The sequence below is a fragment of the Kineococcus lubricus genome (assembly GCF_050871965.1).
Classification (GTDB): Bacteria; Actinomycetota; Actinomycetes; order Actinomycetales; family Kineococcaceae; genus Kineococcus.
Genome location: NZ_JBJLSK010000021.1, coordinates 1 through 19,385 on the forward strand (window position 1 = coordinate 1; position 19,385 = coordinate 19,385).

Below are 19,385 nucleotides of genomic sequence, written 5' to 3' on the forward strand. Positions count from 1 at the left end.
CGGGGACGGTGGACCCACCGTCCCCGGGCGGCCGTCAGCCGCCGGTCAGCGCCCGGTCAGCTCTCCCCGCCGGCGTTGCCGCTGCGGCCGGCCCGCACGTCGTGCAGCTGGTACTTCTCGATCGCCTGACCCGGCGCCCGCCAGTCGACCTCGCCGCGCTTGGCGAGCATCTCCAGCGCACGGACCGCGACCGAGGGGCCGTCGATGTGGAAGTACCGGCGGGCCGCTGCGCGGGTGTCGGACAGGCCGAACCCGTCGGCCCCCAGGGAGGCGAACTCGCCCGGGACCCACTGCGCGATCTGGTCGGGCACCTGGCGCATCCAGTCGCTCACGGCCACCACGGGGCCGGGGGCGTCCTTCAGCTTCTGCGTCACGAAGGGGACCTTCGAGTCGTCGCCGGGGTTGAGGAAGGCGTGCTCGTCGCAGGCCAGGCCGTCGCGGCGCAGCTCGTTCCAGCTCGTGACCGACCACACGTCGGCGACGACGCCGAAGTCGTCGCGCAGCAGCGCCTGCGCCTCCAGCGCCCACGGCACACCCACGCCGGAGGCGAGCAGCTGGGTGCGCGGCCCGTCGCCCTCACCGGTCGAGACCTTGTGCATGCCGCGCAGGATCCCCTCGACGTCCACGCCCTCCGGCTCGGCCGGCTGGACCATCGGCTCGTTGTAGACCGTCAGGTAGTAGATGAGGTTCTCGGGGTCCTCGCCGTACATGCGGCGCAGGCCGTCCTTGACGATGTGCCCGATCTCGTACGCGTACGCCGGGTCGTAGGACACGACCGCGGGGTTCGTCGCGGCCAGCAGCAGCGAGTGCCCGTCGGCGTGCTGCAGCCCCTCACCGGTCAGCGTCGTCCGCCCGGCGGTGGCGCCGATCATGAACCCGCGGGCCATGGTGTCGGCCGCGGCCCAGATGGCGTCACCGGTGCGCTGGAAGCCGAACATCGAGTAGAAGACGTAGATCGGGACCATCGGCTGGCCGTGCGTCGCGTACGACGACCCGGCCGCGGTGAAGGCCGCCAGCGACCCGCCCTCGTTGATGCCCACGTGCAGGATCTGCCCCTGCTCGGACTCCTTGTAGGCGAGCATCAGCTCGCGGTCCACGGAGGTGTAGTTCTGCCCGTGCGGGTTGTAGATCTTCAGCGTCGGGAACAGCGAGTCCATCCCGAACGTGCGGGCCTCGTCGGGGATGACGGGCACGACGCGCGCGCCGAACTCCTTGTCCCGCATGAGGTCCTTCAGGAGCCGGACGAACGCCATGGTGGTGGCGATCTCCTGCTTGCCCGAGCCCTTGGCGGCGATCTTGTACGAGTCGTCGCCGGGCAGGTGCAGCGGTGCGTGCTGCACGCGGCGCTGCGGGACGGGCCCGCCGAGGTCGGCGCGGCGCTTGCGCAGGTACTGGATCGCCTCGTCGCCGTCACCGGGGTGGTAGTACGGCGGGCGGTAGGGGTCCTTCTCCAGCTGCTCGTCCGAGATCGGGATCCGCAGCGAGTCGCGCAGGAGCTTGAGGTCCTCCAGCGTGAGCTTCTTCATCTGGTGGGTCGCGTTGCGGCCCGCGAAGTGCGGGCCGAGCCCGTAGCCCTTGATGGTCTTGGCCAGGATCACCGTCGGCTGCCCGGTGTGGTTCACCGCCGCCTGGTAGGCCGCGTAGACCTTGCGGTAGTCGTGGCCGCCGCGCTTGAGGTTCCAGACCTCGTCGTCGGACATGCCCTCGACGAGCTTGGCCGTGCGCGGGTCGCGGCCGAAGAAGTTCTCCTTGACGAAGGCGCCGTTCTCGGCCTTGAACGTCTGGTAGTCCCCGTCGGGGGTGGCGTTCATGAGGTTGACCAGCGCGCCCTGGTGGTCCTGGGCCAGCAGCGTGTCCCACTCCCGGCCCCACAGGACCTTGATGACGTTCCAGCCCGCACCGCGGAAGAACGCCTCCAGCTCCTGGACGATCTTGCCGTTGCCGCGCACCGGCCCGTCGAGGCGCTGCAGGTTGCAGTTCACGACGAACGTGAGGTTGTCCAGCTCCTCGTAGGCCGCGAGCTGGGCGAAGCCGCGCGACTCCGGCTCGTCCATCTCGCCGTCGCCCAGGTACGCCCAGACGTGCTGCTGCGAGGTGTCCTTGAAACCGCGGTTGTGCAGGTACTTGTTGAACTGCGCCTGGTAGATCGCGTTCGCCGGGCCCAGGCCCATCGAGACCGTCGGGAACTCCCAGAAGTCCGGCATGAGCCGGGGGTGGGGGTAGGACGACAGCCCGTTCGGGGCCTTGGAGACCTCCTGGCGGAAGCCGTCGAGCTGCTCGGTGCTCAGCCGGCCCTCGAGGAAGGCGCGGGCGTACACGCCGGGGGAGGCGTGCCCCTGGATGAAGACCTGGTCACCGCCGCCGGCGTGGTCCTTGCCGCGGAAGAAGTGGTTGAAGCCCACCTCGTACAGCGTCGCCGACGACGCGTACGTCGAGATGTGCCCGCCGACGCCGATGCCGGGCTGCTGGGCGCGGTGCACCATGACCGCGGCGTTCCAGCGGATCCAGGCGCGGTAGCGGCGCTCGACCTCCTCGTCCCCGGGGAACCACGGTTCGCTCTCGGGGCCGATGGTGTTGATGTAGTCGGTCGCGGTGAGGCTGGGGACGCCGACCTGGCGCTCGCGGGCCCGCTGCAGCAGCTGCAGCATGAGGTACCGCGCGCGGTTCTGGCCGCGCTCGTCGACGATCCCGTCGAGGGAGGCCAGCCACTCGGCCGTCTCCTCCGGGTCGATGTCCGGCAACTGCGACGGCAGGCCGTTGAGGATGGGGCCCTTGCCGGCGGGTGCTCCCGCTTCATCGCGTCTGGCCACGGTGGTGGTCCTCCCGCATTCGTCGAGGGCCCGTCCCGCCCGGGTGGGACGGGGGTCGGACCCAGTGGTGGGTTCAGGTTAGGACGGACGTCGGACGCGGACCCACCCCGGTCCCCGCCGGTGGGCCCAGACGTGCCCCGCCCGCGTAGACGTTGGCGGTCGGGGGCCGCAGGAAGCCGAGCAGCGTCATCCCGGCCTCGCGCGCCAGCGACACCGCCAGCGAGGAGGGGGCCGAGACCGCCGCGAGCACCGGGACGCCGGCCATCGCGGCCTTCTGGACCAGCTCGAAGGAGGCGCGGCCGGAGACGACGAGGACCCGCCCGCGCAGCGGGAGCTGCCCCGAGCGCAGCGCCCAGCCCACGACCTTGTCGACCGCGTTGTGCCGGCCCACGTCCTCGCGCAGGCACAGCAGCCGCCCGCCGGCGTCGAACAGGCCCGCGGCGTGCAGGCCCCCGGTGCGGTCGAAGGCGGGCTGCGCGGCCCGCAGGGCGTCCGGCAGGGCGGCCAGCACGTCGACGGGCACCCGCACGTCGTCGCCGTGCAGCGCCGCCGGCACCCGCGACAGGACGTCCTCGACGCTCACCGACCCGCACACCCCGCACGCCGAGGTCGTCGTGAAGGGCCGCGCGACGCGCCGGCCGGCCAGCCGGGAGCCGGGGCGCGCGCCGATCCGCAGCAGGTTCGAGCTGGCCGCCGGCTGCTCACCGGTGGCGCAGTGCCGCATGGACACCACGTCGTCGGCCCCGCGCAGCAGCCCCTCGGCGTGCAGGAAGCCCAGCGCGAGCTCGACGTCGTGCCCGGGGGTGCGCATCGTGACGGTCAGCTCCTCGCCGTCCACCACCAGCTGCAGCGGTTCCTCGACGGCCAGGGCGTCGGCGCGGTCCCGGGGCGCGCCGGTGCTCAGGTCGAGCCGGGTCGTGCGCGTGCGGACCGACGAGACTGCCACCTGCACAGCCTCCCACCGGTGCGGGGGACCCGGCAGCGCGGAGGGTCCGTGATCGGCCCGCGGGTGCTCCGTCTTGCGCAGGACACCGTTCCTCCGCTCCACTAGGAGGTCAAGACCACCAGCGTCCCCACCTCCAGGGGGCCTCGAGGAAGGTAGGACACCAGTGGGTGCGACCGCGGACCCTGCGGCGGATGTTGCTGCAGCGGCCAAGCTGGGCTTCAAGTCAGGGCAACTGGTCCAGGAGTTCGGCTGGGACGAGCAGGTCGACGAGGACTTCCGGCAGGCCGTCGAGGAGATCGTCGGCAGCGAGCTCCTGGACGAGGACGCCGACGACGTCGCCGACGTCGTCCTGTGCTGGTACCGGGAGGGCGACGGTGACCTGGTCGACGCGCTCGTCGACTCCATCACCAACCTCGCCGAGGGCGGCATCGTCTGGCTGCTGACCCCGAAGAAGGGCCGGCCGGGCCACGTGAACGCCTCCGAGATCGACGAGGCCGCCCCCACGGCCGGTCTGCACGCCACCTCCAGCGTGAGCGCGTGCGCGAACTGGGCCGGGACCCGGATGACGACGCCGAAGAACGGGCGCCGCTGAACCCGGCGGTCGGGGACGCCTTCCCGGTCCCCGACGCCGTGGTCCCCGACCAGCACGGCGAGCGCGTGGCGCTGCGCGAGCTGTGGGAGCAGGGCCCGGCGCTGCTGGTCTGCGTCCCGGCGGCGTTCTCGACCCACTGCACGGCCGAGCTGGGGGCGCTGGCGTTCGAGATCGACCGGTTCGACGCTGCCGGGGTCCAGCTCGCGGCCCTGTCGTGCGACCCCGTCCCGGCGCTGCGGGCCTGGGCCGACGACCGCGTCTACCCGTTCCCGCTGCTCAGCGACTTCTGGCCGCACGGCGCGGTCAGCCGGGCCCTGGGCGCCTTCGACGACGAGCGGGGCGTCGCGCAGCGGCTGTCGCTGCTCGTCGAGGACGGGCGGGTGCGCTGGGTGCTGCGGGGCGAGCACGACGCGCCCCGGCCCCTGCGGGCGCACCTGGCGGCGCTGGAGCCGTGACCAGGCCGCCGGTGCGGTCCGCGGGTGGGCCCGGCCGGGCTCGAACCGACGACAGCCGCGGTGTAAACGCGGTGCTCTACCAACTGAGCTACGGGCCCCTCGTCGGCCGCTGACGACCCGACGGGACCACGGTAGCCGTTAGTGTCAGCGTCCGTGATCCCCTCCGTCCCCGACGCACCGGCGCTGCGGCAGGTCATCGACGTCCTCGAGTCCCTGCACCCGCCCGGGTGGGCCCAGTCCTGGGACGCGGTCGGGCTCGTGTGCGGGGACCCCGCGGCCCCCGTGCGGCGGGTCCACTTCGCCGTCGACCCCACCACCGAGGTCGTCGAGGAGGCGGTCGCGGCGGGCGCGGACCTGCTCGTCACGCACCACCCCCTGCTGCTGCGGCCGGTGACGTCGGTGGCGGCCACGACGTTCAAGGGCGCCGTCGTGCACCGGGCCGTGACGGCCGGGCTGGCGATCCACGTCGCCCACACCAACGCCGACGCCGGAGCCCCGGGGGTCTCCGACGCCCTCGCGCGCGTGCTCGACCTCGACGACCTCGTCCCGCTCGACCCGCTGCCGGACCGGCCCGACCTGGGCATCGGGCGCGTGGGGAACCTCGCGGCGCCCGAGCGCCTCGGCGACTTCGCCGACCGGGTGGCGGGTGCGCTGCCGGCGACCGAGCAGGGCGTCCGGCTGGCCGGCGACCCCGACGCCCTCGTGCGCCGCGTCGCCGTCTGCGGCGGGTCCGGCGACAGCCTGTTCGACCGGGTGCGCGCGAGCGGCGCCGACGTGTACGTCACGGCCGACCTGCGCCACCACCCCGCCTCGGAGGCCCGCGAGCGCGCGGCGTTCGGGGACGGCCGCCCGTACCTCGTCGACGTGGCGCACTGGGCGAGCGAGTGGCCCTGGCTGGCCGGGTGCGCCGACCGCCTGGTGGCCGCGCTCGCCGCGGACGGCCGTACCGTTGAGGCCCACGTGTCCACCACGCGCACCGATCCCTGGACGTTGCGCGTCCCCAGCCGAGGAGAGTGAGCGGGGCGATGCCCAAGGCTCCCGCGATCGACCAGCAGCGTCTGCTGGACCTGCAGACCGTCGACACGCGGCTGGCGCAGCTCGCGCACCGCCGGTCGACGCTGCCCGAGCAGGCCGAGCTCGACGGGCTCGTGAAGGAGCGCCGCCGGTCGGCGGACGTGCTGGTCGCGGCCCGCACGCTCGTCGGCGACGTCGAGCGGCAGGTCGCCAAGGCCGAGGCCGACGTCGCGCAGGTCCGCGACCGCGCGCAGCGCAACACGAAGCGGCTGGAGGCCGGGGTCGGCTCGCCCAAGGACCTGCAGGGCCTGCAGCACGAGCTGGAGTCGCTGGCCCGCCGCCAGGGCGTGCTGGAGGACGAGGAGCTGGCCGTCATGGAGCGGCTGGAGCAGGTGCAGTTCGCCGCCGCCGAGCTGACGACCACCGACACCGAGCTCGCCGAGCAGATCGACGAGGTCACCGCCCGCCGGGACGCCGCCCTCGCCGAGATCGCCGCGGAGGAGACGGCCGTCCTGGCCCGCCGGCAGGCGATCGTCATGGGCATCGACGACGCGCTGGTGGCCCTGTACGAGAAGGTCCGGGCCCCGCGCGGCGGGGTCGGGGCCGCGCTGCTGCGCTCGCGCCGCTGCGGCGGTTGCCAGCTGGAGCTGAACGCCTCCGACCTCGCCGAGATCCGCAAGGCGGCCCCCGACGACGTCGTGCACTGCGAGGAGTGCGGGCGGATCCTGGTGCGCACGGAGGAATCCGGGTTGTGAGCAGGGTCCTGCGCGTCGAGGCCGACGGCGGCTCGCGGGGGAACCCGGGGCCGGCGGGCTTCGGGGCCGTCGTCAAGGACGCCGCGACCGGGGAGGTGCTCGCCGAGGTCGCCGAGTCGATCGGGCGGGCCACCAACAACGTCGCCGAGTACCGGGGCTTGATCGCGGGGCTCCGGGCCGCGCAGGCGGTCGACCCCGACGCGCGGGTCGAGGTGCGGATGGACTCCAAGCTCGTCGTGGAGCAGATGTCCGGGCGCTGGCAGGTCAAGCACGCGGACATGCGGGTCCTCGCGCAGGAGGCCCGGTCGCTGGCCGGGCCGCACGTCGACTTCGCCTGGATCCCGCGGGCGCAGAACTCCCACGCCGACCGGCTGGCGAACGAGGCGATGGACGCGGCGGCCGCGGGGAGGCAGTGGCAGCGCGCCACCACCCCCACCACCCCCGCCGCGTCGACCCCCGCCGCCCGGCCGGCCGGCCCGGACGCCCCGCCGACGACGCTGGTCCTCGTCCGCCACGGCTCGACCGAGCTGACCGAGCAGCGGCGCGTGTGCGGCCGCCGCGGGCAGGACCCTGAGCTGTCCGAGCTGGGGCTGGCGCAGGCGCGGACCGCGGCGCAGTGCGCGGAGGTGGCGGGGGCCGGGGTCGTCCTGTCCTCGACGATGCGGCGCTCGCAGCAGACCGCGCAGGTCGTCGCCGACCGCCTCGGCCTGCCGGTGCACGTGGACCGGCAGTGGGACGAGACGGACTTCGGCGAGTGGGACGGGCTGACCACCCCCGAGGTCGTCCGCCGGTGGCCGCGCGAGTTCGCCGCCTGGGACGCCTCGCCGACGGCGGCCCCACCCGGGGGCGAGTCGCTGCAGACCGTCGAGCGCCGCGTGCTCGCCGCCCGCGACGCGCTGCTGGCGCGCTGGGGCGGCGAGCGCGTGGTCCTGGTGACCCACGGCGACCCGCTGCGGGTGCTGCTGCGGTCGGTGCTGGGGGTGGGGGCGCAGATGCAGCGCCGCATCCACGTCGACCCCGGGTCCCGGACGGTGCTGCGCTACCGGGCCGACGGCTCCTCGGAGGTGCTGGCGGTCAACCGGGTCTGAGCCCGGTGCCGCCCCGACCCCTCGCCGGACCCCTCGCCGGACCCTGCGCCCGCGTCGAGCCTGCTCGGCCACCACACCCGGGGGCCGAGCAGGGCGAACAGCGCGGGCACGAGGACCGTCCGCACGACCAGCGTGTCGAGCAGCACCCCGATCCCGACGACGACGCCGATCTGGGTGAGCACGATGAGCGGCAGCACCCCCAGGACGGCGAACACCGCGGCGAGCAGGATCCCGGCGCTGGTGATGACCCCGCCGGTGACGGCGACGCCGAGGCGGGTCGCCTCCCGGGTGCCCAGGGCCGGGGTCTCCTCCCGGATCCGGGTGACGAGGAAGATGTTGTAGTCCACGCCCAGGGCGACGAGGAACAGCAGGGACAGCAGGGGCACGGAGTTGTCCAGGGCGGGCATCCCCGCCAGCTGCGTGAAGATCAGGTTCGCCGCGCCGAGGGCGGCCAGGTAGGTGGCCAGCACGGTCGCGACGAGCAGCAGCGGCGCGACGACCGAGCGCAGCAGGACCACGAGCACGACCAGGACGACCAGGACGACCAGCGGGGTGACGACGAGGAGGTCGCGCACGGTCGCGGTGCGGCTGTCCAGCGACTCCGCCTCGGTGCCGCCGACGAGGGCGTCGGGGGCGACCTCGTGCACGGCCTCGCGCAGCCGTTCCACGACCTCGCGGCCGGCGGCGGAACCGGGTTCGGTCTCGAAGGTGGCCAGGACCTCGGTGAGACCGTCGGCGGTGCGGCCGGGGCGGGCCGCGCCGATGCCCTCGACGCCCTGCGCGGCGGCGACCACCTGCGCGGGGTCGACCGCACCGGGCACGACGATCCGGGCGGGTTCGGCCGCGGCCCCGGGGAAGGCGCGGGCCAGCGTCTCGGCCCCGTCGGCCGACTCGGCCGCGACCCGGAACTGCTCGGTCTGGGACAGGCCCAGGGTGGCCCCGCCGAGCCCGGCGGCCAGGGCCGCCAGCAGGACCACGGTCCCGGCCACGACCCGGACCGGGCGGGCGAGCACGGCGCCGGCGATGCGCGACCAGGTCCCGGTGCGGGTGGGCTCGGCCGAGCCCTCGGTCGGCACGAACGGCCAGAACAGCCCGCGGCCGCAGACGACCAGCGCGCTGGGCAGGACGAGCAGGCCGAAGACCAGGGCGACGACGACGCCGATGGCGGCGTCGCGGCCGATGGTGCGGCTGCTGGGCAGGACGGCGGCCTGCAGGGTCAGCAGGGCCAGCACGACGGTGGTGGCGCTGGCCAGGATCGCCGGGCCGGCGCCGCGCAGGGCGGTGCGCATGGCGCTGCGCCGGTCGGGGTCGCGGCGCAGCTCCTCGCGGTAGCGGGCGATGAGGAGCAGGGCGTAGTCGGTGCCGGCGCCGAAGACGAGGACGCTGGTGATGCCGGTGGCCGAGGGGTCCACGGGGGTGTCGGTGAGGCGGCCGATGAGCTCCAGCAGCCGCACGGTCACCTGGTCGGCGAGGCCGACGACGGCCAGCGGCACGAGCCACAGGACGGGGGAGCGGTAGGTGACGAGCAGGAGCAGGGCCACGACGGCGGCGGTCACGAGCAGCAGGCGGGTGTTGGCGCCGGTGAAGGCGTCGGCGCTGTCGACGGCGAAGGCGGGTCCGCCGGTCACCTCGACGACGAGACCGGCGGGCAGGTCCTGCCGGGCGCGCTCGCGGACGTCGCCGACGGCGGCGGCCAGTTCCTCGCGGGTGCCGTCGGCCTGCACGGGGACGGTGACGAGGGCGACTTCGCCGTCCTCGGCGGGGACGGGAGTGCCGAGCGCGGCGGCGGCCGCGAGGTCGGCGGGGGTCAGGGGGGAGCCCTCGCGGGAGTACACGACGAGCAGGGCGCCGCGGCCGTCGTCGGGGAGGCGTTCGGCCAGCTCGGCGGCGCGCACGGACTCCGAGGAGGCCGGTGGGCCGCCGTTGCCGGAGGAACCCTCCGGGGCGCTGCCGCTGACGGCGCTCACCGTGCCGGCGAGCAGCACGGCGGCCAGCAGGACCAGCCACGCGGTGATCCGCCCGGTCAGGATGCTCATTGTTTCCTCTCCAGGTAAATGTCTCAGTGACTAAGATGTGTAGCGTGCGAGCGGTAGGATGGCAACCCGATGACCATGTACCGACCCCGTGACACCCCCCGCGACCGCCGCGAGCGGGAGATCGTCGACGAGCTGCGCGACCTCGTCGGCGTCTCCGAGCGCATCGCGCACGCCTTCGCCGCCCGCCACGGCCTGCACCCCACCGACCTGCAGGCCCTCATCCACGTCATGCGCCGCGAGGTCGCCGGCGAACCGCTGACCGCCGGTGAGCTCGCGGGGCTGCTCGACGTCACCACCGGCGCGGCGACCGGCGTCGTGGACCGCCTCGAGCGCCACGGCCACCTGCGCCGCGACCGCGGCGACACCGACCGGCGCAAGGTCTTCCTGCGCTACGGCGAACCCGGGATGGCGCTGGCCCAGGAGTTCTTCGGCCCCCTCGGCCGCCGCAGCGGCGCGATGATGGAGCAGTTCGACGACGCCGAGCTCGACACCGTGCACCGGTTCCTGTCGGCCATGCGCCACGCCTTCGAGGAGCACCACCGGGAGCTGTGACTACTCCCGGCCCAGGTACCGCAGCACCGCCATGACCCGCCGGTTCCCGTCCGGGCTCGGCGGCAGGTCCAGCGTCGTGAAGATCCCCGCGACGTGCTTCTCCACGGCCCGCTCACCCACCACCAGGCGCGTCGCGATGGCCGCGTTGGACAGGCCCTCGGCCATCGCCGCCAGCACCTCCAGCTCCCGCGGGGTCAGCTCGGCCAGCGCGTCCCGGCCCCGGCGCACCAGCTGCGCGACGACGTCCGGGTCCAGCGCCGTCCCCCCGGCGGCGACCCGCTCCAGCGCCTGCAGGAACTCCGCCGAGTCCGCCACCCGGTCTTTCAGCAGGTAGCCGAACCCGGCGGGGGACCGGGCGATCAGGTCCCGCGCGATGCGGTTCTCCACGTACTGCGAGAACACCAGCACCGGCGTCGCCGGGTGCGCCCGGCGGATCTCCAGCGCCGCCCGCAACCCCTCGTCGGTGTGCCCCGGCGGCATCCGCACGTCCGTGACGACGACGTCGGGCCGGTGCCGGGCGGCCGCCGCCACCAGCGCCCCACCGTCCCCGACGGCGGCCACCACCCGGTGCCCGCGCAGCTCCACCAGGCGGACCATCCCCTCGCGCAGCACCGCCGAGTCCTCGGCCAGCACCACGTCCAGCACCCCGTCCGGCGCCGCGCCCGGCCCGCTCACGCGGCCACCGGCAGTTCCAGCCGGACCGTCGTCCCGGCCCCGGCGGGACTGTCCAGCCGCAACGTCCCGTCGACCGCCGCGATCCGCTCCCGCAGCCCCCGCAACCCGCTGCCGCGCGCCGGGTCGGCCCCGCCGCGGCCGTCGTCGCGGACCTCCAGCACCAGCCGGCGCCGGTGCGCCCGCACCGTCAGCCACGCGTTCGCCGCGTCGGCGTGCTTGGTCGCGTTGGCCAGCAGCTCCGCCACGCAGAAGTAGGCCATCGTCTCGATCGCGGGGGAGAACCGCGCCGACCCCACCTCGATCCGGGGGTGCACCCGCACCCCGGCCTGCTCGGCCAGCGCCTGCAACGCCGCCCCCAGCCCCTCGTCCAGCGCCGGCGGGTGGATGCCGCGGATGATGGTGCGCAGCTCGGTGATGGCCTCCCGCGTCGTCGCGTGCGCCACGTCCAGCAGCTCCCCGGCCCCGGCCGGGTCCTCGGCGAGCCGGGACCGGGCCAGGTCGACGTGCAGCGCGATCGCGGTCAGCCGGGCCTGCGTGCCGTCGTGCAGGTCCCGCTCGATGGCCCGGACCGCCGCCGCCGACCCCTCCAGCACCGCCGACCGGCTGCGCCGCAACCGCTCGCTGTCCCCGCCCTGCTCGGCCGAGACCGCCCGCAGCGTCAGCGTCTCGAACCACACGCAGCCCCGCAGCACCCACGGGCTGCCGAACGCCACGACCACCGCGACCGCGACCACCTGCGGCAGCACCGGCGTCCCCGGGCCCAGCACGGCCTCGGCGAACAGCGCCCCCGTGTACACCGGCGCCGCCGTCGCCAGCACCGCCAGCGGCGCCTGCAGCAGCAGGTAGCCCGTGGAGGTCCACGCCGTCGCGTCCGTGAGCGCCCGCACCAGGCCCTCCACCGGGTTCGCCCCCCGCGCCCGCGCCGCCGGCTCGGCCACCGGCACCCCCAGCACGCGGCGGGCCAGCGAGCGGTGGACCCGCACCAGGCCCCGCGCGCAGCGCAGCGCCAGCGCGACGACCGGCAACCCCAGGAACGTCAGCGACAGCACGACCCCCAGCAGCAGCAGCACGACGACCAGCAGGCCCACCGGCGCCAGCAGCAGCGCCTGCACCTGGTAGCCGACCTCGCGCCACGTCCGGGCGGCGACCGGTGCGCGCAGCAGCGCTCGTGCGGTGCGCCCCGTCCCGGCCATGGACCGACCGTAGCGACCCGCGCCCACCGCGTCCCTCGTGCTGGCACGACCCCCGCGGGTCGGCCGTCACGAGGACGAGGGGGTGGGCTGGCGCCCTGGGGGCACCGGCCCCCCGGTTCGAGGATGGAAGCGTTCCGCCGCAACGCATCGCGGCAACCCACTCAACCCCGGGAGACCGTCATGGGTCTTGTCGCCGCCTGCCGCGACGTCCTCGCGCCGCTGCTCCTGGTCGCGTGCCTGCTGCCCCCCGCGACGCCGGTGGACCCGGCCGGTGCCCCACCGGCGACCGCGGTGCCCGCCGACCCCGCCACCGCCTACGCCGCGCACCGGACGGCCGGCGGGCACGACCGGCGGTTCCTCACCCGCGACACCACCGGCCGCGGCCTGGTCACCGAGGTCTTCGGCGACCTGACCGGCGCCCGGGCCGTCGCCGTCGTCGTCGGCGGGGTCGGCACCGACCTCGCCACCTTCGACCGCGGCACGCTGCGCGCCGGCGCCGCCGCGCTCGCCGCGAGCGCCCCGGAGGCGGCCGTCGTCGCCTGGGCCGACTACGTCAGCCCAGGCGGTCTCGGGCTCGCCGCCGCCGGGCCCGCCCTGGCCCGCACCGGCGGCGACCGGCTGCGCGTCCTGCTCGACAGCCTGCGCGAGCACGGCTCCGCGCAGCGGGTCGTCCTGGTCTGCCACAGCTACGGCAGCGCCGTCTGCGCGGCGGCGCTCGCCGACGGGCACGACCACGGGGTGGGCGACGTCGTCGACCTGGCCAGCGCGGGCGTCCTCGACGGGCGGCTGGCGCCTGGCGTGGACCGGTACGTCGCGCTGGGGGAGGCCGACCCGATCCGGTTCGTCCCGCACGTGCGGCTCGGCGGTCTCGGCCTGGGGCGCGACCCGGCCTCGACCCCGGGCGCGCACCGGCTGCCCGTCCCCGCCGACGGCGACCACGACGACTACCTGGTCCCGGGCAGCCCCACGCTGACCGCGGTCGCCGGCCTGCTCAGCGCGTGAGCGCCAGGGCGGCCGTCGCGGCCGGGACGCACACGGCCACCCCCACCAGCCCCAGCAGCGCGAAGCGGGGCAGCGAGATCGCCACCCCGCGGGCCCGGCAGCGGTCCAGCCACAGCAGCGTCGCCAGCGACGCCCACGGGGTGACCAGCGGCCCCAGGTTCACCCCGACGAGCACCGCCAGCAGCCGGGAGGCGCTGCCGGCGAGCGGCTCGACGGCCAGGTAGGCGGGCAGGTTGTCGGCGACGTTGGCGGTCAGCGCGGCCGTCCCGGCCAGCCGCAGGAGGTCGCCGAAGGTCTCCCCGGACCCGGCCAGCGGGCGCAGCAGGTCCTCCAGGCCGTGGACCTGGGCGGCCTCCACGACCAGGAACAGGCCGCTGACGAGGACCACGGTGCGCCAGGGCAGCAGCCGGGGCCGCAGCACCCCGGGCCGCCGGACGGCGAAGACCGCGACCAGGACCGCGGCCGCCACGGCCGCCGGGACCGCGGGGGTCAGGCCGCTGACGAACGCCGGCGCCAGCAGGCAGCACACGACCGTGGCGGTGCCGAACAGCACCGGGTCGCGCCCGGGTGCGGGCGGGGGAGCGCCGTACCGGCCGCGCAGCCGCCGCCGGTGGGCCAGTCCCAGCACGAGGACCGCACCCGCCAGCCCGGCCAGGGCCGGCGCCCACGACAGCGCCGTGAACCCGGCCGTCCCGTGGACGCCGAACCCGGCGAGGGTGTCGAGGGCGATGAGGTTCGTGAGGTTGGAGACCGGCAGCAGCAGCGAGGCGGTGTTGGCCAGCCAGACCGTCGTCACCGCGAACGGCAGCGGGTCCAGCCCCAGCTGCGCGGCCAGGGCCAGGACCACCGGGGTCAGCAGGACGGCCGTGGTGTCCAGCGACAGCACGACGGTGGCGAGGGTGCCCAGGGCCACGACGAGCAGCCACAGCCGCCACGTCCGCCCCCGCCCGGCCCGCGCCGCGAGCCGGGCCGCGGCGTCGAAGACCCCGGCGGCGTCGGCGAGCTCGGCGACGACCGTGACGGCGACCAGGAACGCCAGGACCGGCCCGGCCCGGTCCGCCACGGCCGCGACGTCGTCACCGCCGAGCAGGCCGGTGAGCAGGACGGCGGCTCCGGCGAGCCCGCACGCCCACCACACCTCAGCGGGCCTCGACGTCGAGGGTCCACGCGCCGCCGCGCCGGGCCGGTTCGCGCAGCTCGGCAGGGAACGCCTCGCGCACCGCGTCCCGCAGGGCGCCGGGGGTGCGCGGGGCCCGCCCGGCGCGGGTGAGCAGGTGCCGGGCGACCAGGCCGCGGGTGTGCTTGGCCGCGTGCGAGACGACCCGGCCGCCGGACAGGACCCGCACCCCGACGGTGCGCGCGGCGGTGTCCGCGTCGGGGGTCCAGGCGGCGGCGTACGTCGCCGAGCGGCAGTCGACGACGACGCCCGCGGGCGCCAGCGCCCCGGTCAGCCGCGGCTTCCAGAAGGCCGCCAGCGGACCGGTCCCCGGCAGCGAGGTGCCCATCGAGAGGCGGTACCCGGGGACGCGGTCACCCGGGCGCAGGACCCCCCACAGGGCGGAGAAGACCAGGACGCGGCGGGCGGCGGCGGCCGGGAGGTTCGGCAGGTCCAGGGCGTCGTAGAGGACGCCGGTGTAGACCCGGGCCGCGGGCGCGGCGGGACGGGTCCGCAGCGTCGTGTTGGCGGCCACGACGTCGCCCAGGCTCGCCCCGACCCCCAGCAGCTCCGGCGCGTCGGGCCGGGCGGACACCTCGACCAGGGCGTCGAGGACCTGCTCGCGCGCGGCCGTCAGGTCGGGGTGGGACAGCGCGTCGAGACGGACCGCGGCGCCGCGCGGCGGCCCCGCCCACTTGGTCTCCGACGGGGGGAGCAGCACGAGCACGAGGGACGAGGGTACGGGCTCGATGGCCTAGGGTGTCCGGCGGACGAGTCGGCCGGGCGACCGCGTCGGCCGGGGTGACCCGGCCGCCGAGGAAAGTCCGGACTCCACAGGGCAGGGTGGTGGCTAACAGCCACCCGGCGTGAGCCGCGGGACAGTGCCACAGAAAGGAAACCGCCTCCCCGAGCGATCGGGGCGGTAAGGGTGAAACGGTGGTGCAAGAGACCACCAGCGCGCTGGGTGACCAGCGCGGCTCGGTAAACCCCACCCGGAGCAAGACCAGACAGGCAGCGTTCGAGGGCGGCCCGCCCGAGCTGCCGGGTAGGTCGCTTGAGGCGTGCGGCAACGCACGTCCTAGAGGGATGGTCGCCGCCGCTCCCCCCGGGGAGCGGTACAGGATCCGGCTTACAGGCCGGCTCGTCCCCCTCCCCGCGCGCGGGTCACCACAGCTTCCCGCGCCAGCTCAGCCCCTTCAGCAGTCGCACGCTGACCCGGCCCGTCGAGGACACCGTCGCCCGGCCGAAGCGCTTGGACACGCTCAGCCCGGACCGGCCGGCGTTCAGCCGCACGCCCTTGCCCAGCGCCTTGGACCAGCGGAACGAGAACGGCACCGCACCCACCTGCTTCCCTCGAGGACCCCGCACCGATCCTGGCACGGGTCGGACGTCCGTCAGAGGTCCGTGGCTGGGGGGCGGTGGTGCGCCCGCCACATCCGCAGCAGCCGGGGGCTGTCGGGGGCGGGGTGCTCGGGGCACACGACCTCGTGCCGCACCCGCGCCCCGACCGCGTCCTCGTCCTCGGGGTCGTCCTGCGGGGCCGGCCGGGCCCGTCCCCCCTCGACCCGCCACCGCTCCTGCGCCGGGACGCCGGCGGCCAGGACCGGTTCCTTCGCCAGCCGCACCGGGGCGCCGTCGGGGCCGGGGTAGCGGTGCACGACGTGCCCGCAGAACGCGCAGTCCTCCTCGACGTACGGGCGCTCGGCGGCCCGGCGCTGCATCCGGCGCACGTGCTCCAGCACCGCCGAGGTCTGCTGACCGAGGGTGGGCGGCAGGTCCGCGGCCTCGACGACGGGTGCGGGGCGCACGGCGGGACGGGCGGCGAACCGCTCCCGGCAGCCGGCGCACACGGCGATGCGCACGCCCAGCCGCTCGGTGACCTGGACGTCCGCCTCGTCCGCCTCGTCCCCGCCCGCTGCGCAGAACGCGCAGACCTCCTGACCAGCCACGACCCCAGCATGCCCCGTGCGGCTGCCCGCCGGTGCCGGTGGTGCTTGGGCCGAGCGGGTGGCAGCCCGCCGTACTGCCTCCCCGTGCTGTCGCGGTGACGCACAGTGGTCACGACAGCCGTCGTTCACCGCACCAGGAGGACTCCCCGTGACCGGCCAGCCGTTCCGCGACGACCGGGCCCGCCCGTCCGTCGAGGTGCCGTTCTTCGCCCCCGCCGGCGGCGACTTCCCCCGCGAGCAGCCCGCGGCGCCCGCGCCGTTCGGCACGCTCCCCACCGCCCGGTTCGGGGGTCCCGCCCCGGTGCCGGCGCCCGGACCCGCGCCCGCGGTCGCGGGCCTGCGGCCGCTGACCGGGCTCGGGCAGGCCGCCGTCGTGCTGGCCGGGGTCGTCGCGGCCACCGACGTGCTGGCGGCGCTGGCCTCCGTGGCGGCGGGCACCTCGCTGGTCGCCGCCGTGGTCACCCTGCTGGCCGGGCTGGCCTCCTTCGCCGTGCTCGTCGCGAACTGGGTCGTCGTGGCGCTGTGGCTGACCCGGGCGCGCGCCAACGCTGAGCGCCTCGCGCCGGCCGTCCGGCACCGCCGGAACGCGCTGTGGGCGTGGTTCGGGTGGATCGTCCCGATCGCCTGGCTGTTCGTGCCGCACCAGGTCGTCGCGGACGTGTGGACCGCCTCGCGGCACCGGGCACCGCGGGTGCCGGCGCCCCGGACCGACCTGTGGTGGGGCCTGTGGCTCGCGGGTCTGCTGACCTCCAGCCTGGGGCTGCGGCTGTCCGGTCAGGGCCTGGAGCAGGCGTCGACGGCGTTCACGCTCGTCTCGGCGCTGCTGTGGGCGGCGGCCGTGCCCGTCTTCGCCGGTGTGGTGCGCGCGATCGCCGCCGCGCAGGCCCCCGGCCGCGGCTGAGGCCGGAGGGGCCTCAGCCGCGGATCGTCGGGGCGGGTCAGCCCCGCAGCGCGGGCACGACCTCGCGCTCGAACAGCTCCAGCCCCGAGGTGTCCGTCGCGATCTCGGGGAAGTAGAAGTTCGCGTACCCCAGGCCCGCGGCCACCAGCGGCCGCAGCTTCTCGACGATCTGCTCCGGGGTCCCCACCCCGGCCGAGGCCGGGCCCAGGCTCGCGACCTCGCGGTCGGCGGCGTCGGCGCTCACGTAGCGGGCCAGCACGTCCCGGCGGGCCGCGACCCGGTCGGCGACCTCCTTCTCGTCCCGCCCGATCGCGACGTTGTAGTCCGCGGAGCGGGTGATCGTGGAGAAGTCCCGGCCGACGTCCTCGCAGTGCCCGCGCAGCACCTCGGACTTGTGCGTGAAGCCCTCCAGCGTGCCGTCGAAGTTCGTGAAGTCGGCGTACTTCGCGGCCGTGCGCAGCGTCTTGCGCTCCCCGCCGCCGGCGATCCACAACGGGATGCCGCCGGCCTGCAGCGGCAGCGGCCGGTTCAGGGCGCCGTCGGTGCGGTAGTGCTTCCCCTCGAACGTCGAGGTCCCCTCGGTCCACAGCTGCCGCATGATCTGCACGCCCTCGTCGAGGCGGGCGATGCGCTCACCCGCGGACGGGAAGCCGTACCCGTAGGCGCGCCACTCGTGCTCGTACCAGCCGGCGCCGATGCCCATCTCCACGCGGCCGCCGGAGACGACGTCCACGGTGGTCGCGACCTTGGCCAGGTAGGCCGGGTTGCGGTAGCTCATGCAGGTGCACATCTGCCCCAGCCGGATGCGCTGCGTCGAGGCGGCGAAGGCGGCCATCAGGCTCCACGCCTCGTGGGTGGCCTGGTCGGTCGGCTCGGGGACGGTGTGGAAGTGGTCGAAGACCCACAGCGAGTCCCACACGTCCCCGGCGTCGGCGCGTCGCGCCAGACCGCTCATGACGTCCCAGTGCCGGGCCGGCTCGACCTGCGTGAGGTCGTGCTTCCAGCCCTGCGGGACGAACAGCCCGAACCCCAGCCGCGGCGTCGCGTCAGTCATGCCCGGACCCTAGGGCCCCGCGACCGGGTACCGGAAGGCCCTGGCCGGGGAACGTTCTCAGGACACCGGCGCCGAGGCCAGCGACGCGGCCCCGATGATCCCGGCGTCGTTGCGCAGCTGCGCCGGCACGATGGGCGTGCGCAGGTCCAGCAGCGGCAGGAACTTCTCGTGCTTCTTGCTGACCCCGCCGCCCACGACGATGAGGTCCGGCCACAGCAGGTCCTCCACGTGGGAGTAGTAGCGCTGCAACCGCTTGGCCCACTGCGACCACGACAGGTCGTGCCGCTCGCGCGCGGAGTCGGCCGCCTTCTTCTCGGCGTCGTGCCCGTCGATCTCCAGGTGACCCAGCTCGGTGTTCGGCACGAGCTTGCCGTCGACGAACAGCGCGCTGCCGATCCCCGTGCCCAGCGTCGTCACCAGCACGACGCCGCGCACGCCCTTGGCCGCCCCGAACTGCACCTCGGCGAACCCGGCCGCGTCCGCGTCGTTGACGACGAGCACCTTGCGGCCCAGCGTCTCGGAGAACAGGGTCCCGGCGTCGGTGCCGATCCAGGAGTCGTCCACGTTCGCCGCGCTGCGGGCGATGCCGTGCTGGATCACCGCCGGGAACGTGATGCCGACCGGGGTGTCGTCGGGGACGTCGAAACCGGCCAGCACCTCGGCCACCACGGGCGCCACCGCGGCGGGGGTCGCCGGCTGGGGGGTCTCCAGCCGGACGCGCTCGGCGGAGAAGGCGCCCGCGGCCAGGTCCACCGGCGCGGCCTTGATGCCGGAACCGCCGATGTCGACGCCCAGCCCCCTCACCGCCACGGCGCTCTGCGGCGCCCGTCGCGACGTGCGGGGGCGGGCCCCGCTGGTGGTCCGGGCCGACGGGTCGTTGGTCGTCTCGCTCACGGCAGGGAGCCTAGGGCGACCGCGACGCGGCGGCCACGCCACCGCGCCGTCGAGCGCGGTGCCGCCGGTCAGCGGCCGTAGCCGCCGGTGTCCTTCGGCATGACGACCCACAGCGCCAGGTACACCAGCACCTGCGGGCCGGGCAGGACGCACGACAGCAGGAACAGCAGCCGCACCACGTTGGCCGACAGGCCGAAGCGGCGGCCCAGGCCGGCGCACACGCCGGCGATCAGCTTGCCGTTCCTCGGGCGGGACAGGGCGGGGGCGTTCACGGCGGGCTCCTGGTGGCTCGGGTGGCTCGGGTGGCTCGGGG

The 19,385-nt window shown here is 75.5% G+C and carries 20 protein-coding genes, 1 tRNA gene and 1 other RNA gene; 9 read left to right on the top strand and 13 right to left on the bottom strand.

The genetic code is table 11. The annotated features are described in order from the left end of the window. Positions 1-56: 56 nt before the first annotated feature. The gene (gene aceE, locus ACRYRX_RS16090; protein ID WP_432513333.1) at positions 57-2,810 is read right to left on the bottom strand and encodes a pyruvate dehydrogenase (acetyl-transferring), homodimeric type; all 2,754 of its coding nucleotides are present in this window, start codon (positions 2,808-2,810) and stop codon (positions 57-59) included. Between the two features lie 73 nt (positions 2,811-2,883). Next, complete coding sequence (gene fdhD, locus ACRYRX_RS16095; RefSeq protein ID WP_432513335.1) at positions 2,884-3,756, bottom strand: formate dehydrogenase accessory sulfurtransferase FdhD; 873 nt, start codon at positions 3,754-3,756, stop codon at positions 2,884-2,886. A gap of 163 nt (positions 3,757-3,919) precedes the next feature. Between fdhD and ACRYRX_RS16100 the strand changes: the two genes are divergently transcribed. Further along, positions 3,920-4,348 carry a DUF3052 domain-containing protein gene (locus ACRYRX_RS16100; RefSeq protein ID WP_432513337.1) on the top strand — a complete coding sequence of 143 codons (429 nt, stop codon included), beginning with the start codon at positions 3,920-3,922 and terminating at the stop codon, positions 4,346-4,348. Next, a complete protein-coding gene (locus tag ACRYRX_RS16105) occupies positions 4,294-4,803 on the top strand; it encodes a redoxin domain-containing protein (RefSeq protein ID WP_432513339.1) in 510 nt (169 codons plus the stop codon). Before ACRYRX_RS16100 ends, ACRYRX_RS16105 begins: the two co-directional genes overlap by 55 nt. A 25-nt stretch (positions 4,804-4,828) precedes the next feature. Here ACRYRX_RS16105 and ACRYRX_RS16110 read toward each other — a convergent pair. Continuing rightward, positions 4,829-4,901 (bottom strand) — tRNA-Val (locus tag ACRYRX_RS16110). Between the two features lie 58 nt (positions 4,902-4,959). Here ACRYRX_RS16110 and ACRYRX_RS16115 point away from each other — a divergent pair. The 3 genes from ACRYRX_RS16115 to ACRYRX_RS16125 are packed head-to-tail and all read left to right on the top strand — an operon-like array spanning position 4,960 to position 7,660. Beyond that, positions 4,960-5,820: a Nif3-like dinuclear metal center hexameric protein gene (locus ACRYRX_RS16115; RefSeq protein ID WP_432513441.1), complete on the top strand. Its 861-nt coding sequence runs from the start codon at positions 4,960-4,962 to the stop codon at positions 5,818-5,820. Between the two features lie 8 nt (positions 5,821-5,828). Further along, positions 5,829-6,572 carry a zinc ribbon domain-containing protein gene (locus ACRYRX_RS16120; protein WP_432513341.1) on the top strand — a complete coding sequence of 248 codons (744 nt, stop codon included), beginning with the start codon at positions 5,829-5,831 and terminating at the stop codon, positions 6,570-6,572. Further along, on the top strand, positions 6,569-7,660 hold the full coding sequence (locus ACRYRX_RS16125) for a bifunctional RNase H/acid phosphatase (RefSeq protein WP_432513343.1): 1,092 nt from the start codon (positions 6,569-6,571) through the stop codon (positions 7,658-7,660). Before ACRYRX_RS16120 ends, ACRYRX_RS16125 begins: the two co-directional genes overlap by 4 nt. On the opposite strand, the gene ACRYRX_RS16130 is transcribed toward ACRYRX_RS16125, so the two are convergent. Further along, positions 7,612-9,696, bottom strand: a complete 2,085-nt coding sequence (locus tag ACRYRX_RS16130) for an MMPL family transporter (protein WP_432513345.1) — start codon at positions 9,694-9,696, stop codon at positions 7,612-7,614. The genes ACRYRX_RS16125 and ACRYRX_RS16130 overlap by 49 nt on opposite strands. 75 nt (positions 9,697-9,771) lie before the next feature. Here ACRYRX_RS16130 and ACRYRX_RS16135 point away from each other — a divergent pair, with 75 nt between their 5' ends. Next, entirely contained in the window at positions 9,772-10,248 is a 477-nt protein-coding gene (locus ACRYRX_RS16135) for a MarR family winged helix-turn-helix transcriptional regulator (RefSeq protein ID WP_432513444.1), read from the top strand. On the opposite strand, the gene ACRYRX_RS16140 is transcribed toward ACRYRX_RS16135, so the two are convergent. Together ACRYRX_RS16140 and ACRYRX_RS16145 are read right to left on the bottom strand one after the other, a co-directional pair. Then, positions 10,249-10,890: a response regulator transcription factor gene (locus ACRYRX_RS16140; RefSeq protein WP_432513446.1), complete on the bottom strand. Its 642-nt coding sequence runs from the start codon at positions 10,888-10,890 to the stop codon at positions 10,249-10,251. Between the two features lie 29 nt (positions 10,891-10,919). Next, a complete protein-coding gene (locus tag ACRYRX_RS16145) occupies positions 10,920-12,116 on the bottom strand; it encodes a sensor histidine kinase (RefSeq protein ID WP_432513347.1) in 1,197 nt (398 codons plus the stop codon). A 180-nt stretch (positions 12,117-12,296) separates the two neighbouring features. Here ACRYRX_RS16145 and ACRYRX_RS16150 point away from each other — a divergent pair, with 180 nt between their 5' ends. Further along, complete coding sequence (locus ACRYRX_RS16150) at positions 12,297-13,118, top strand: alpha/beta hydrolase (protein WP_432513348.1); 822 nt, start codon at positions 12,297-12,299, stop codon at positions 13,116-13,118. On the opposite strand, the gene ACRYRX_RS16155 is transcribed toward ACRYRX_RS16150, so the two are convergent. Both ACRYRX_RS16155 and ACRYRX_RS16160 read right to left on the bottom strand, forming a co-directional pair. Then, positions 13,108-14,256 (bottom strand): SLC13 family permease, encoded by a 1,149-nt coding sequence (locus tag ACRYRX_RS16155; protein WP_432513350.1) that lies wholly within the window; start codon positions 14,254-14,256, stop codon positions 13,108-13,110. The genes ACRYRX_RS16150 and ACRYRX_RS16155 overlap by 11 nt on opposite strands. Position 14,257: 1 nt before the next feature. Continuing rightward, the gene (locus ACRYRX_RS16160; RefSeq protein ID WP_432513352.1) at positions 14,258-15,001 is read right to left on the bottom strand and encodes a YaaA family protein; all 744 of its coding nucleotides are present in this window, start codon (positions 14,999-15,001) and stop codon (positions 14,258-14,260) included. Between the two features lie 44 nt (positions 15,002-15,045). On the opposite strand from ACRYRX_RS16160, the gene rnpB reads away from it, so the two are divergent. After that, positions 15,046-15,422, top strand: an RNA gene (rnpB, locus tag ACRYRX_RS16165) — RNase P RNA component class A. A gap of 16 nt (positions 15,423-15,438) precedes the next feature. On the opposite strand, the gene ACRYRX_RS16170 is transcribed toward rnpB, so the two are convergent. Together ACRYRX_RS16170 and ACRYRX_RS16175 are read right to left on the bottom strand one after the other, a co-directional pair. Continuing rightward, positions 15,439-15,609: a DUF4236 domain-containing protein gene (locus ACRYRX_RS16170; protein ID WP_432513353.1), complete on the bottom strand. Its 171-nt coding sequence runs from the start codon at positions 15,607-15,609 to the stop codon at positions 15,439-15,441. Positions 15,610-15,668: 59 nt separating this feature from the next. Next, entirely contained in the window at positions 15,669-16,223 is a 555-nt protein-coding gene (locus ACRYRX_RS16175) for a DUF6083 domain-containing protein (protein ID WP_432513355.1), read from the bottom strand. Positions 16,224-16,371: 148 nt separating this feature from the next. On the opposite strand from ACRYRX_RS16175, the gene ACRYRX_RS16180 reads away from it, so the two are divergent. Next, a complete protein-coding gene (locus ACRYRX_RS16180) occupies positions 16,372-17,124 on the top strand; it encodes a DUF4328 domain-containing protein (RefSeq protein ID WP_432513357.1) in 753 nt (250 codons plus the stop codon). A gap of 37 nt (positions 17,125-17,161) precedes the next feature. On the opposite strand, the gene ACRYRX_RS16185 is transcribed toward ACRYRX_RS16180, so the two are convergent. From ACRYRX_RS16185 to ACRYRX_RS16195, 3 genes are all read right to left on the bottom strand, one after another. Beyond that, a complete protein-coding gene (locus ACRYRX_RS16185; protein ID WP_432513448.1) occupies positions 17,162-18,157 on the bottom strand; it encodes an LLM class F420-dependent oxidoreductase in 996 nt (331 codons plus the stop codon). A 78-nt stretch (positions 18,158-18,235) separates the two neighbouring features. Next, positions 18,236-18,988, bottom strand: a complete 753-nt coding sequence (gene ppgK / locus ACRYRX_RS16190) for a polyphosphate--glucose phosphotransferase (protein ID WP_432513450.1) — start codon at positions 18,986-18,988, stop codon at positions 18,236-18,238. 152 nt (positions 18,989-19,140) lie between these two features. Then, a complete protein-coding gene (locus tag ACRYRX_RS16195; RefSeq protein WP_432513359.1) occupies positions 19,141-19,344 on the bottom strand; it encodes a PspC domain-containing protein in 204 nt (67 codons plus the stop codon). Between the last annotated feature and the right edge of the window lie 41 nt (positions 19,345-19,385).

Coding starts and splice junctions, on each gene's coding strand:
- ACRYRX_RS16130 (WP_432513345.1), bottom strand. CDS start 9,696: ATGAGCATCCTGACCGGGCGGATCACCGCGTGGCTGGTCCTGCTGGCC.
- ACRYRX_RS16150 (WP_432513348.1), top strand. CDS start 12,297: ATGGGTCTTGTCGCCGCCTGCCGCGACGTCCTCGCGCCGCTGCTCCTG.
- ACRYRX_RS16145 (WP_432513347.1), bottom strand. CDS start 12,116: ATGGCCGGGACGGGGCGCACCGCACGAGCGCTGCTGCGCGCACCGGTC.
- ACRYRX_RS16135 (WP_432513444.1), top strand. CDS start 9,772: ATGTACCGACCCCGTGACACCCCCCGCGACCGCCGCGAGCGGGAGATC.
- ACRYRX_RS16120 (WP_432513341.1), top strand. CDS start 5,829: ATGCCCAAGGCTCCCGCGATCGACCAGCAGCGTCTGCTGGACCTGCAG.